Raw genomic sequence first — 13,498 nt, forward strand, 5'->3', positions numbered from 1 at the left:
GAGCGCCGCCGAGGCGCATCCCGGCCAGCAGATCCGCCTCTTTTTCATGGACGAGGCGCGGGTCGGGCAGAAGGGGCGCAGCGGCCGTCGCTGGTGGATGCGGGGTCAGCGCCCGTCGGGACGCTGCGACGGCCGTTTCCAGTCCGCCTACATCTTTGCCGCCGTCGAGCCGGAAACCGGCTCGGCCTTCGGCCTGGTGCTGCCGCGCGTCTCGACCGAGGCGATGAACCTGTTCCTGGCGCAGTTTGCGGCCACGCGCGAGCCGGACACGCATGCCGTCGTGGTACTGGACGGGGCGGGCTGGCACATCGCCAAGGATCTGCGCGTGCCCGACACCGTGACGCTGGTGCGGCTGCCCGCCTACAGCCCCGAACTCAATCCGGTCGAGCGGATCTGGCTGTACCTGCGCGAGCGCTTCCTCTCTGCACGAGTGTTCCACGATTACGAGGCGATCCTCGACGCATGCTGCACCGCCTGGAACGCACTCGCCGCAGAGCCAGGCCACATCCGCTCCCTGGCCAACTTCCCATACATCGCACGCGTCAGTGCTTAAGCGCGACGGTATAAGGCTTAGCGGTAAGGCACCGAGTGTGGCGCGGCGTCGAGGACGGGCTGCCGCCTCAGCGGCCCATGGACCTTCATCTAGCTCCACGCGAGACACCGCCTCCGCAGGGCTGCTGTTCCGCATGCCATAAAAGACTGACTCCTCACGGCCACGGTAGCTGCGTCCTCTCACGCGCTTGACATGAAAGCCCTGCGGGCTGGCTGGTGGCAGGGAACCGTGTCGGGAAACTCTTCGAAATCGGACGCTTCTTGCACGCGCCGCAAATGTCCGGAACGGGTCACGATCCGACATGTTGACGGCAATGGGCTATGCACCAGCTCGGCTCTTGCGCTAAATCAAGGCTGCGCCGATCGCACGGCCTATACTTGCACGGACCGATGTAATAGGATCCAGTGTCATGCGAATGTTTTTCAGCGCTTCTCACAGGCAGCTGGCGGCAGCGCGGGCCATGATCGCTGGCCGGCCTAGTAACAACGGCTATCGAACGCGTCCGTGCTGAATGGGGCGAATGCCCTCTGCTGTCGAAAGATGCTGTGTGCTAACACCTGCACACTCGCTGAGTCATGAATTTGGCAGCTCAAGGAATATGAAACAGCAGGCGAACTCAGGATCCTCATGCTTAATAACATCCTGCGGGTTTCATCAATGGAAAGCGGGCATTGATTGTCCTGATTCGTCACGCCTCAATAGTGTCATATCCAGCAATTCACCAGGAAGATCAGCTCATGACCGACTCTCTGAGCGACGCGACCATCCACCTCGTCAAGGCGACAGTTCCCGCCCTCCAGCAGCACGGCCTCGCTATCACGCGGCGCATGTACGAGCGCATGTTCCAAAACCCCGACATCCGCGATCTCTTCAACCAGTCGCATCATGGTGAGACCGGGTCGCAGCCCAAGGCGCTGGCCCAGGCGGTGCTCGCCTACGCTCAAAACATCGACAACCTCGGCGCCCTTGCTCCGGCAGTCGAGCGCATCGCGCAGAAGCATGTCGGGCTCACCATCCTGCCCGACCATTACCCGCACGTCGCCGAGGCGCTCCTCGGAGCCATCAAGGACGTGCTGGGCGGGGCCGCAACCGACGAGATCCTCGCCGCGTGGGGCGAGGCCTACTGGTTCCTTGCCCACGTTCTGATCGGGCGTGAGACCGCGATCTACACCAGCTTGGCCGCAGCTCCCGGCGGATGGCGGGGGTGGCGCAACTTCAAGATCGACAGCAGGAGGCGCGAGAGCGAGATCATCACCTCCTTCATTCTGCGCCCAGAGGACGGCGGACGCGTCCTGCGCCACCAGCCAGGGCAGTACCTGACATTCTGGATCGACATCCCGGGCCAGCACCCGCTGAAGCGCAACTACAGCATCTCCAGTGCGCCAAGCGAGGAGGCCTATCGGATCTCGGTCAAACGTGAGCCGAACGGGATCGCGTCCAATTGGCTGCACGACCAGGCACAGGAAGGACAGATCCTGAGAGTGGCGCCGCCGGCGGGCGAGTTCTTCCTCAACGAGGAGTCGCCGCGGCCGGTCGTCCTGTTGAGCGGCGGTGTCGGACTGACGCCCATGATGAGCATGCTGGAGACCATCGCCAGTCAACACCCGAACGTTCAGGTCCAGTACGTGCACGGCACCTTGAACGGTTCGACGCACGCGATGAAGGAGCACGTGGCATCCCTGACACAGGCACACGGGAACATCACGGCCACAACCTTCTACGTCGAACCACGGGCGGAGGACCGCCAGGGGCAGGACTATGATCATGCGGGCCTGATCAGCGTGGACTGGCTTCAGGCGAACACACCGCTTGGCGAGGCGGACTTCTACCTGTGCGGGCCACGCCCGTTCCTGAGAGCCTTCGTAAGCGGTCTCGCTCTAGCTGGCGTCCGGTCGGACCGCATCCATTACGAGTTCTTCGGTCCCGCCGACGAGTTGCTGGCCGCCTGAGCACAGCGGCCAGCCTCGCGAGGATAGCCGGCGAGCAGGCAATCCGCTCCGTTGATGATGACCGATTGAACCGAAAGCATGCGCCCGTTGCGGACGTTCGATAACTGCAAACGGAACGGCTGCTCGACGCTCGACAGCGGACCTTCGAGATCAGCCTCCTGCGCGTCTCAAGCGCGGACGTCGCAGGGCCTGAGACGAGATCCCATAGCCGGAACCAGCGGTCATCCCTCGACACTCGGCCCGACACCGATCATGCAGCGGCGCAGGGATTCAGGCCCCGCCCACGCTTGGCCAAGGGCTCGCTGCTCAGGATGTGCCAAAGCCGTAAAGTGCGGCCGGGTTGTCGATGAGGATGCGCCGTCGCGCGGCCTCGCTCGGAGCCCACTCGGCCAGGAGATCGAACAGGCCGGCATCGTCCGGCATGTGCTTCTCGCCGCGGTGCGGCCAGTCGCTGCCCCAGACCATACGCTCCGGCGCCGCCTTCGCGAAGAGCTTGGCGACGTCGGTCGCGTCCGCGTAGGTCGGCGGGCCGCTCGTGGTGTTGAGGTAGGCGCCCGACAGCTTCATCCAGGTCCGCCCGCCGTCGAGGAGGTTCCTGACGACCGGCACGGCGCGGTGGTTGAGCCCCTGCCCGGGCAGGAGGCGGGCGAGGTGGTCGATGACGAGCGGGGTCGGCAGGCGCGCCAGCACCTCGGCGTGGTCGGCGATCTGATCGCCGGTCATGTAGACCTGGACGTGCCAGCCGAAGGGCTGGACCTTCCGGGCCATCGCTTCCAGTCGCTCCGCCGTCGTGACGCCCCAGGATTGCGGGGTCACGAAGTTGACCCGGATGCCGACCGTGCCCCGGGCGGCCATGTCCCTCAGCTCGGCCTCAGTCACGTCGAGGTCGACGACCACGACGGCGCGGGCGGAGGCGCCGAGCTGCGCCACGCCATCAAGGGTGGCACGGTTGTCGATGCCGTAGGTCGACGGGGTCACGACAACGGTGCGGCTGGTCCCGATCCGCTTCTGGAACAGGCGGTAGGCCGCGACGTCGCTGTCGGACACCGGCTGGCCTTTCCAGTGCGGCGAGGCGGGAAAGCGCGTCGAGAAGATGTGGATGTGCGAGTCGCAGGCCTGCGCCGGCACCTCGGTCTTCGGCTGCTCCGTGCCGGCGGAGAACGGCACTGCGTTTTGCGCGAGGGCGGGGCCGCCCGGCAGCCCCGCGGCCGCGGCTGCGCCGAGGCCAGCCGCCTTGAGGATGTCGCGCCGCGACAGGTCGAAGGTGGTCACAGCATGTCCTCCCGAAGACGATGGGATCGGGCCGGGCTCAGAAGCCGTAGAGCCGGGCCGGGTTCGAGACGAGGATCTTGGCCTGCACGGCCGGATCGGGCGCCCACTCCGCCAGGAGGTCGAGGAGGACGGCGTCGTCGGGCTTGCCCTCGGCCGGCGAGGTCGGGTGCGGCCAGTCGGAGCCCCAGATCAGCCGCTCGGGCGCGAGCGCGACGTAGGCGCGGGCGAGGCGGCCACGATCGGCGTAAGCGGGCGGGCCGGACTTCGAGAGGATGTAGGCGCCGGTCAGCTTCACGTAGGCGCCCCGGGTCTCGATCAGGCGCGCCATCACCCCGAAGGCCGGGTGGTCAGGTCCTTCCGGCTCCGGCAGGTGCCCCATGTGGTCGAACACCACTGGTACGGGCAGGCGCTCCAGCACGTCCCTCAAGCCGATGATCTTCTCGCCCTCGGAGACGAGCTGGATGTGCCAGCCGAGATCCGCGATCCTGCGGGCGACCGGCTCCAGGTCCTCGATCGGCGCGCCGCCCGGTAGGCGCGTCCCGAACCGCACACCCCGGATCCCGGCCTCGTGCAGGCGCTTCAGTTCGTCCGCTGTGACGCTCGCGTCGAGCATCACGATGCCGCGGGCGGTCGACCCGAAGGCCTTGACCGCTTCGACGAGCAGCCGGTTGTCGGTGCCGTAGGTCGAGGGCTGCACCACGACGTTGCGGGTGAGCCCGAGGCGGCGCTGGAGTTGCCGGTAATCCTCGACGCTGGCGTCCGGCGGGCGCAGGGTCGCGGCGGGCGCCGCGGGAAAGCGCGCGTCGTAGATGTGGTGGTGGCAGTCGGTCGCGCCCGGTGGCACGGTAAGCCTCGGCCTCTCCGTTCCGGCGGACCAGCGTACGGCGTGAGCCGAGACGGGCCGAGGGCCGGCGATGGAAGCCGCCCCGGCCGCCAGGAGCGCGAGGTGCCCGCGCCGTGTCATCGTGTGGGTCATGGAGCGTCCGCTCAGGCGTGCGAGAACAGGGCCTGACCGGGCGCGGGCATGCGCGCCGTCAGGATGCTTCCGGTCTGGGATTCGGTGATGAACAGGGTCGCACCGTCCTGCCCGCCGTAGGCGATGTTGGTCGTCGAGATCCCGGCCGGCGAGCGCACGCGCAGGATCGGCTCGGCGACGGGCGAGAGGCGCCAGACCGAGCCGAAGCCCGTATGGGCGACGAGGAGGCAGCCCTCCGCATCGAGCGCGATGCCGTCCGGGCCGCCGAGCCCGCCATGGAGCTGCGAGAACACGCCGACCTTCGCGACGAGGCCGCTGGCGTTGAGCGGGATGCGCCAGATCTGCTGCGCCCGCGTCACCGCGACGAAGAGGTTCTGCATGGCGGTGTCGATCACGATGCCGTTCGGGCTCGGCACGGTGTCGATGAGGCAGGTCAGTTCGCCGGACGGGCGCAGGCGGTAGACCCGGCCGGTCGGATCCTGCAGCCCGGTCTGGCCCTGGTCGGTGAAGTAGAGGTCGCCGTTCCCCGCGAAGCTGAGGTCGTTGACGCCCTTGAACCCTTCCGAGCCGGCCGTCTCCAGGAACGGCGTCACCGACCCGCTGTCGGGATCGAGCAACATGATCCCGCGCTTGTAGCAGGTGATGAAGATGCGCCCGTCGCGATGGATCTTCAGCCCGTTCGGCCAGCCGTCGTACTCGGCGATCAGCTCCCACTCGCCGGCCGGGTCTATGCGGAAGATGCGGCCGTGGGGGATGTCGGTGACGTAGAGCCGGCCGGCGCGGTCGAAGACCGGCCCCTCCAGGAAGGAATCGATGGCGTGCCCGCCGCGGTTGGCGTTCGCCCAGGCGGTGGGGCGCGGGTTGCGGAAGCGATCCGGCAGGCGCGTGAAGATCTCGGCCGTGACGGCCGGCGGGGGCGCGAAGAACGACATAGAGGATCCTCGACAGGGGGGCGAAACGGAGCCGTCAGGCCGCGGCGGCGGCCGTGCGCGCGTCGCGGGCATGCGCGCGGCTGATCATCACGACGCTGAGGGCGGCCGCCGCATCGAGCGCCGCGACCGGGAGCATGCCGAGGGTGAAGCTCCCCGTCGCGTCCTTCACGAGGCCGACGACGTTGACCATCAGGCCGCCGCCGATGAGGTTCGCGATCGCGTTGATGCCGGCGAGGCCCGCCGCGAGCGTCCCGGCCGAGAGCCAGCCGGCCGACAGCGCCCAGAACGGCCCCTTGAAGGCGTAGGCGCCGACGAGCGCGCAGGACACTGCCAGGATCGTCGTGGCGATGCCGCCCGACAGGTTGAGGTAGGTCAGGCCGAAGGCCGCGAGCAGGAGCGGGATCGCCGTGTGCCACGTGCGCTCGCCGCTGCGGTCCGAGCGGCGGCCCCACAGGATCATCAGCACCGTGGCGATGCCGTAGGGGATCGAGTTGACGAAGCCGGTCTGCAGGTTGGTCAGCCCGAAGGACTTGATGATCTGCGGCTGCCACACCGACAGCACGCTGCCGGTGGCCGACGCCCCGGCGCAGACGAGCGCCATGGTCACGAAGTACTTGTTGCGGGCGAGCTGCCAGAGGGAGAGGTGCCCCACGGGCTTCTTGCGCGCGGCCTCCTCGGCGAGGCGCCCGACGAGCCAGTCGCGCTGCGTCTCGCTCAGCCAGCCGGCCTCCCGGGGCTTGTCGACGAGCACGAACAGGCAGGCGATCCCGAGGATTACGGTCGGCAGCCCCTCCAGCACGAACAGCCACTGCCAGCCCTTGAGCCCCAGCGCGCCGTCGAGTTCGAGGAGCGAGACCGAGAGCGGCGAGCCCAGGAAGGTCGCGAGCGGGATCGAGACCGTGAAGGTGGCGAGGATCCGCGCCCGGTACTCGTTCGGCAGCCAGGTGGTCAGGTACAGGATCGCGCCCGGGAAGAAGCCCGCCTCGGCCGCGCCGAGCACGAACCGCATCGCGTAGAGGGAGGTCGGGCCGGTGACGAGGGCCATGCCCATCGTGACGAGGCCCCAGGTAATCATGATCCGGGCGATCCAGCGCCGCGCGCCGACGCGCTGCAGCGTGAGGTTGCTCGGCACCTCGACCAGGAAGTAGGAGACGAAGAACAGGCTCGCGGCGAACCCGAACATCGAGGGCGTCAGCCCCAGGTCCTTGTTCATCTGCAGCGCCGCGAAGCCGACATTCACCCTGTCGAGCAGGGCGAAGAAGTAGCAGAGCATCAGGAACGGCACGAGGCGCAGGATCACCCGGCGCATGGTCGTGCGTTCGATGGACTGCGACGGGTGTTCTGTGGCGCTCACGTCCTGTCCTCCCAGGGTGGTCTTCGATGCAGGCCGCCGTCTCGCGGCCTTCGGGCGGGTCAGAGGCCTTCGCAGCCGGCGTCCCGCAGGGCGCGCTCGACCCAGGAGCGGTCCACGGTGCCGGCCCTGATCGCCGCCATGGTCTTGGCCTCGCCCCGCTGCTTGGCGTCGGCCGCGGCGAAGACCTCTTCCGTGCGGTCGAAGGGCACGCAGACGACGCCGTCGTCGTCGCCGACGATCAGGTCGCCGGGCTCGATCACCATGCCGTCGAGGGCGATGGTGCAATTCACCTCGCCAGGGCCGTTCTTGTAGGGGCCGCGATGGGTGATGCCGGCGGCGAATACCGGCAGGGCGTTCGCGCGGATCCAGCCGGAATCGCGCACGGCGCCGTTGAGGATCACGCCCGCGACCCCGATCTCTTGGGCATGGGAGAGCATCAGTTCGCCCATGAGCGCGTTCGTCAGGTCGCCCCCCGCATCGATGACGAGCACGTCGCCCGGGGCGGCGCGGTTCAGGGCCGCGTGCACCATCAGGTTGTCGCCAGGCCGCGTCCTGACCGTGAGCGCGGCACCGGCGAGGACGCCTGCGGCGTGGAGCGGCCGCAGGCGCGGCCCGCCATGCACCATGCGGTTCATGGAGTCGCTGATGTTGGCGACGGCGATGGCCTTGAACTTCTCGACCGTGGCCGCGTCGACCGCGCGGGGGCGGGAATGGATCTTGAACCCGATGGACATGGCTTGCGTCCTCGATGACGGAAGAAGTGGGAGACGGGAGGATCAGGCCGGGTCGGGCCGCGTGAGGCCGGCCTTGAGCGCCATGGCGTCGAGGGCCTCCTGGTAGGTCGCCGGCACGACGCCGTTGAAGTGGTCCTTGAGGCCGAGGCTCTCCTTCCAGCGCAGCCGCTGGGCGACCGCGCGGGCCATGATCGGCTCGACGCCCGCATCCGCGACGGCGTCGGCCGACATCTCCAGTTCCTCGGCGCGGCGCTTGGCGTGGATGACGCCCGAGGGCGTCAGGCTCTGCACGGTGTCCATCCAGGGCCGCGCCAGGGTCTTGCAGGCGGAGGCGAGCACGACCTCGTCGATCCCGTACTGGCGGGCGGCGAGCAGCATCTCGTCCGTCAGGGCCTCGATGCCCTTGATGAGGACGGAGCGGATGATCTTGATGCCCGAGGCCGTCCCGAGCACCGGCCCGGTGAACGCGATCTGCATGCCCCAGGGCACGAGGAGGTCGCGCACGCGCTCGCCGGCCGGGCCGCTCGACAGCATCCGCATGGAATAGCCGTGGAGCGGCGTGCCCTCGATCGCGCCGTCGCCGAGGAGCGCGCCGCTCGGCCCCAGCCGCTCGGCGACGCCTTGCTTGATCTTCGGCGTGGCGGAGGCGAAGTCGAGGAAGGTATGGCGGCCCGTCAGGACGGGCGCGAAGGCGTCCGCGCTCTCGAGCGAGGCCGCGCCCGGCGTCACGCTGACGATCAGGTCGCTCGCTTCGGCAAGCTCCGCGTTCGAGCGCACCAGGGTGACGCCGGCCTCGCGCGCCCGGCCCTGGATCAGGTCGGCATAGGGACCGTCGAAGGCGTACTTGTCGTAGCAGGCGATCTGTTCGAGGCCGGCGCCGCGCAGGCCCGCCCCGAGCGTGCTGCCGATCTCGCCGTAGCCGACGAGGCCGAGCCTGACTTGCGTGCGGTCCGTCATGAGGAACTCCTTGTCGCGTGTGCGATGGGGGCGGTGCCGCGCAGGACGGAGGCCTTGGCGACGTGGTCTCGCAGGATCTCGACGGGGTGCGGCAGCCGCACGCCGTCGATGAGCTTGGCTTGGCTCCGGCAGGAATAGCCGTCGGCGACGAGGCGGCCCGACCGGCCCTTCTCGGCGACGGGAGCCGCCCAGCTGAGGGCGTAGATGCGCTCGGATAGCGCGCGGTGCTCGGCCTCGTGGCCGTAGGTCCCGGCCATGCCGCAGCAGCCGGAGGGCAGCACCTCGAGGGTCAGCCCGAAGGCTGCGAAGACGCGCGACCACGCCGCCACGGCGGGTTGCGCCGTCGCCCGCTCGGTGCAGTGCGGCAGGAGCCAGTAGGTCTCGGCCTCGGGTGCCCGCGAGGCGCGGTCGAGCCGGGCGGCGAGCCATTCCTGCACGAGGTGGACACGCGGCAGGTCGCGACCGGGCAGGGCCTGGGCGTAGTCCGACCGGTAGGTCAGCGTCATCGACGGATCGAGGCCGACGAGGGCGACGCCGGTCGAGGCCAAGCGGCCGAGATCGGCCGCGTTTCTCTCCGCGAGGCGCTCGAAGCGGCCGAGGAAACCGTGGACGTGCAGCGGCTTGCCGTTCGGGCGGTAGGGCGCGAGCCAGGGCCGGAGGCCGAGGCCGATCAGGAGGTCGAGGAGGGCGAGCAGGACCGGCGTGTCGTAGTAGCTCGTGAACGCGTCCTGCACGACGACGACGCTGGTGAGGCGCTCGGGCGCCGGCAGCGCCGCCAGGACGTCCGCATCCGCGAGCGCCACGCCGCGCCGCGCGATCTCCCGCTTCAGATCGAGCCCGGAGAGCTTCGGCGCGTGGACGAGGCCGATCGCGCCGGCAAGCTTCGTCGCCAGGTTGGCGAGCCGCGGCGCCTTCGCGAGCCAGGGCACGATCGCCTCCAGGGAGGCGACCGCGTGGTGGCGCAGGGGCCGCAGGTAGCGGCCGTGATAGAGTTCGAGGAACCTCGCCCGGAAGCTCGGGACGTCGACCTTGATCGGGCAGAGGCCGGTGCAGGACTTGCAGGCGAGGCAGCCCGCCATCGCCTCGTGCACCGCGTGGGAGACATCGTCGCCTCGGCGTAGCGTCGCCGCGAGCCGGGCCGGGAAGGCGCGCCAGGCCGGCCGCGCCCGCAAGGCGGCCGCCTCGGCGAGCGGGTCGCTGCCCGCGGCCGCGAGCCGGCGCAGCCATTCTCGCATGAGCTGAGCGCGGCCCTTCGGCGAGTGGCGCCGCTCGCGCGTGCCCTTCCAGGACGGGCACATCGCCTCGTCCGGGTCCCAGGTGAAGCAGGCGCCGTTGCCGTTGCAGTGGAGCGCCCCGTCGTAGGCCGCCCGCACCTCCGGCGATATCGCGCGGTCGTGCCCGCCCTTGGTCGGCACGCCGTCGACCGTGAGCAGCGCCTCGCCCGCGGGCACTGCGATCTTGCCGGGGTTGAACTGATTGCCCGGATCGAAGGCGGCCTTGACGGCCTGCAGCACCGGGTAGAGCGGGCCGAAGAACCGCGGCGAGAACTCGGAGCGCACGCCCTTGCCGTGCTCGCCCCACAACAGCCCGCCATAGGCTTGCGTCAGCGCGACGACCTCCTCGGTGACCTCGCGGATCAGGGCCTCGGCGCCGGGTGCCTTCATGTCGATGGCGGGCCGCACGTGCAGCACCCCGGCATCGACGTGGCCGAACATGCCGTAATCGAGGCCGCGCCGGTCGAGCGCCGTCCGGAACTCCGCGATGTAGTCGGCGAGGTTCTCCGGCGGGACCGCGCTGTCCTCCACGAAGGCGATCGGCCGCCGATCCCCCTTCATGTTGCCGAGGAGCCCGACCGCCTTCTTGCGCATGTTCCAGATGCGCGAGACGTGCGTCTCCCCGCGCGCCACCGTGTAGCCGCGCCGTCCCCCGGCCGCACCGCCCGCATCCAGCGCCGCCGTCAGGCGGCCGACCGCCGCCTCGACCGCATCCTCGCCGTCGCCGACGAACTCGATGAGGTTGACGCCCCGCGCCCGCTCGCCGTCGTCCTCGGGGAAGAAGGCGGCGACGCTCTCCCAGACCGGATCCCCTTGCGCGAGCGCGAGTACCGTGGAGTCGACCGTCTCGATCGAGGCGGCCCCGAACGGGACGAGGGCCTGCGCATCGCGCAAGGCCGCGTCGAAGCTGGCGTAGCGGACATTGACCAGGGCCGCATGGCTCGGCAGCGGCAGGACGTTGAGCGTCGCCTCGGCCAGGAAACCGAGGGTGCCCTCCGCGCCGCACAGGAGGGCATTGAGGTCGAAGCGCCCGTCCGGTCGCCGGATATGGGCGAGGTCGTAGCCGGTGAGGCAGCGGTTGAGCGGCGGAAACCGCTCGGCGATGAGCGCCGCGTTCTCGCGCTGGAGCCGGTCCACCTCGCGGTGGATGTGGCCCGCCCGGTCGGGCCGCGCCTGCACGGCCATGAGTTCGTCGTCGTCGAGGGGCTGCGAGTGCCAGACGGTGCCATCGGAGAGCACGCTCGTCAGTTCGAGCACGTGGTCGCGGGTCTTGCCGTAGAGGCAGGAGCCCTGGCCGCAGGCGTCCGTCGAGATCATCCCGCCGATCGTGGCGCGGTTCGAGGTCGAGAGTTCGGGCGCGAAGAACAGCCCGTGGGCCTTCAGCGCCGCGTTGAGCTGGTCCTTGACGACGCCCGCCTCGACCCGCGCGGTGCGTTGCGCGGGATCAATCGCCAGGATGCGGTTCATGTGCCGCGACAGGTCGACCACGAGCCCGTCGGTGAGGGATTGCCCGTTCGTGCCGGTGCCGCCGCCGCGCGGCGCGATCCGGATCCCGGAGAAGCGCTCCTCGGCCAGCAGCGTCGCGATGCGCACGAGGTCGTCGAGGCCGCTCGGGAAGGCGATGGCCTGCGGCGTCAGCTGGTAGATCGAGTTGTCGGTCGCGAGCACCGTGCGGTCGGCGGCACCGAGCGACAGGTCGCCCGAGAAGCCCCGCGCGCGCAACTCGGCGCAGAAGGCCGGGTAGAGCGGCAGCGCGACGGGATCGGGCGGGAGGCGCGGGATCATGGCGGGCTCAGGCCGGGAGCGCGGCCAGGGCGTCGTGCCGCCGGACCCGGCGGCCGAAGCCGAGCATCAGCACCGCGCCGAGGAGGAGGCAGCATCCCACCGCGACGAGCGGCGCCGTGAACCCGCCCGAGAGGTCGCGCACGAAGCCGATCATGTACGGCCCCGCAAAGCCCCCGAGGTTGCCGATCGAGACGATCATGGCGATTCCGCCCGCCGCCGCCCGGCCGGTGAGGAAGCCGGACGGCACGGCCCAGAAGGTCGCCACGAAGGAGTTGATCCCCATGACGGCGACGCAGAGGGCCGCGATGGTGAGGAGCGGCGTCGGGGTGAAGGCGCTCGCCATGAGGGCCGCCGCGCCGACGAAGAGCGAGATGGCGGGGTAGATCGTGCGGTCGCCGCCCCGGTCGGAGAGGCGGCCCCACACCACCATGGCGACCGCGCCGCAGACGTAGGGGATGGCCGTCACCACCCCGACGAGGGACGTGGCGAGGCCGAGCTGCTTGATGATCTGCGGCAGCCACAGGCCGATGCCGAGGGAGCCGACGATGGCGCAGAAATTGATGGCCGCGAGGGTCAGCACCCGCCAGTCCCGCAGCGCCTGGGCCAGGGTGAGGTTGTGCTTCTTCTCGATCGCGGCCTTCTCGGCGGCGAGCTTGGCCACCAGGACGTCGCGCTCGGGGGCGCTCAGCCACGCCGCCTTCTCGGGCCGGTCGGTGAGGACGAACAGGCAGGCGATGCCGAGGAGCACCGCGGGCGCGGCTTCGAGGACGAGGAGCCACTGCCAGCCCTTGAGGCCAAAGCCTTCGAGCTGGACGAGCGCGCCCGAGATCGGCGAGCCGATGATGTTGGCGACCGGGATGCCGAGCAGGAACAGGGCGGTCGCCCGCGCCCGCACGGCGGAGGGGAACCACAGGCTGAGGTAGAGGAACACGCCGGGCACGAAGCCCGCCTCGCCGAGGCCGAGCAGGAAGCGGGCGATGCCGAACTGCACCGGGCCGGTCACGAACGCGGTCGCAGCCGAGACGAGGCCCCAGGTGATCATGATCCGGGCGATCCACAGCCGCGCCCCGACCCGCATCATGATCAGGTTGCTGGGGATCTCGGCGGCGAAGTAGCCGAAGAAGAACAGGCCCGCCCCGACGCCGAACGCCGTCGCGCTGAGCCCGATGTCCTGGTTCATCGTGAGCGCGGCGAAGCCGACATTCACGCGATCCAGGTAGCTGACGACGTAGCAGACGAACAGGAACGGCAGGATGCGCCGCATCAGCTTGCGGTGCAGCGCCGGCTCGTCGACCGCCGCTCCCTGAAGGACTGCCGGCTCCGCCGGGTGCATCCGTGCCATGGCGCTTTCTCCCAAGCCGATTTTGCAACGGCGTTTCATTTTGCGTACAGCGCGCGGCCGGGCGGGTCAAGCGGTTGCAAAGCATTCGCGGGCCTTGGTGCAGGCAATGCTTGGCTCGGCCGCCAACTCGGACAGTCGCGCTTAAGTCATCTGCCGGGATCGGCGCGACGCGTGCGGCGTTGCGGGGATCGTGGTGGCAGCTCAGCGGCTTACAGACGTCCGCAGCGCTGTGGGCAACCGTGCCGCGGCCCGGGACCCACCGCGGGCCGCAGGAGTGGGATGCTGCGGAGTGTCGCACGCGGCCCGCGACCCGACGGGAGGCGCGGCCGGCCGCGACCGCTGCGACCCGTGCCCTGGAAGCCCCGGCCCA

The 13,498-nt window shown here is 69.8% G+C and carries 10 protein-coding genes; 2 read left to right on the forward strand and 8 right to left on the reverse strand.

Annotated elements, in window-relative coordinates; all coding sequences use genetic code 11:
- The first annotated feature begins 46 nt into the window (after positions 1 to 46).
- Together M446_RS27105 and hmpA are read left to right on the forward strand one after the other, a co-directional pair.
- Positions 47 to 553 (forward strand): IS630 family transposase, encoded by a 507-nt coding sequence (locus tag M446_RS27105; protein ID WP_043701682.1) that lies wholly within the window; start codon positions 47 to 49, stop codon positions 551 to 553.
- Between the two features lie 737 nt (positions 554 to 1,290).
- Positions 1,291 to 2,502: an NO-inducible flavohemoprotein gene (gene hmpA, locus M446_RS27110; RefSeq protein WP_012335291.1), complete on the forward strand. Its 1,212-nt coding sequence runs from the start codon at positions 1,291 to 1,293 to the stop codon at positions 2,500 to 2,502.
- 306 nt (positions 2,503 to 2,808) lie between these two features.
- On the opposite strand, the gene M446_RS27115 is transcribed toward hmpA, so the two are convergent.
- Genes M446_RS27115 through M446_RS27150 form a run of 8 tightly spaced genes read right to left on the reverse strand, consistent with a single transcriptional unit; the run spans position 2,809 to position 13,119 of the window.
- On the reverse strand, positions 2,809 to 3,774 hold the full coding sequence (locus M446_RS27115; protein ID WP_012335292.1) for an amidohydrolase family protein: 966 nt from the start codon (positions 3,772 to 3,774) through the stop codon (positions 2,809 to 2,811).
- A gap of 37 nt (positions 3,775 to 3,811) precedes the next feature.
- Positions 3,812 to 4,750 carry an amidohydrolase family protein gene (locus M446_RS27120; protein WP_012335293.1) on the reverse strand — a complete coding sequence of 313 codons (939 nt, stop codon included), beginning with the start codon at positions 4,748 to 4,750 and terminating at the stop codon, positions 3,812 to 3,814.
- Positions 4,751 to 4,761: 11 nt separating this feature from the next.
- A complete protein-coding gene (locus tag M446_RS27125; protein WP_012335294.1) occupies positions 4,762 to 5,682 on the reverse strand; it encodes an SMP-30/gluconolactonase/LRE family protein in 921 nt (306 codons plus the stop codon).
- A gap of 34 nt (positions 5,683 to 5,716) precedes the next feature.
- A complete protein-coding gene (locus tag M446_RS27130) occupies positions 5,717 to 7,036 on the reverse strand; it encodes an MFS transporter (protein ID WP_012335295.1) in 1,320 nt (439 codons plus the stop codon).
- A gap of 59 nt (positions 7,037 to 7,095) precedes the next feature.
- On the reverse strand, positions 7,096 to 7,770 hold the full coding sequence (locus M446_RS27135) for an RraA family protein (protein WP_012335296.1): 675 nt from the start codon (positions 7,768 to 7,770) through the stop codon (positions 7,096 to 7,098).
- A 42-nt stretch (positions 7,771 to 7,812) separates the two neighbouring features.
- Positions 7,813 to 8,727 carry a DUF1932 domain-containing protein gene (locus M446_RS27140; protein ID WP_012335297.1) on the reverse strand — a complete coding sequence of 305 codons (915 nt, stop codon included), beginning with the start codon at positions 8,725 to 8,727 and terminating at the stop codon, positions 7,813 to 7,815.
- Positions 8,724 to 11,786, reverse strand: a complete 3,063-nt coding sequence (locus M446_RS27145) for an FAD-binding and (Fe-S)-binding domain-containing protein (protein WP_012335298.1) — start codon at positions 11,784 to 11,786, stop codon at positions 8,724 to 8,726. Before M446_RS27145 ends, M446_RS27140 begins: the two co-directional genes overlap by 4 nt.
- Positions 11,787 to 11,793: 7 nt before the next feature.
- Positions 11,794 to 13,119 carry an MFS transporter gene (locus M446_RS27150; protein ID WP_012335299.1) on the reverse strand — a complete coding sequence of 442 codons (1,326 nt, stop codon included), beginning with the start codon at positions 13,117 to 13,119 and terminating at the stop codon, positions 11,794 to 11,796.
- Positions 13,120 to 13,498 lie beyond the last annotated feature (379 nt).

Source organism: Methylobacterium sp. 4-46 (assembly GCF_000019365.1).
Lineage (GTDB): Bacteria > Pseudomonadota > Alphaproteobacteria > Rhizobiales > Beijerinckiaceae > Methylobacterium.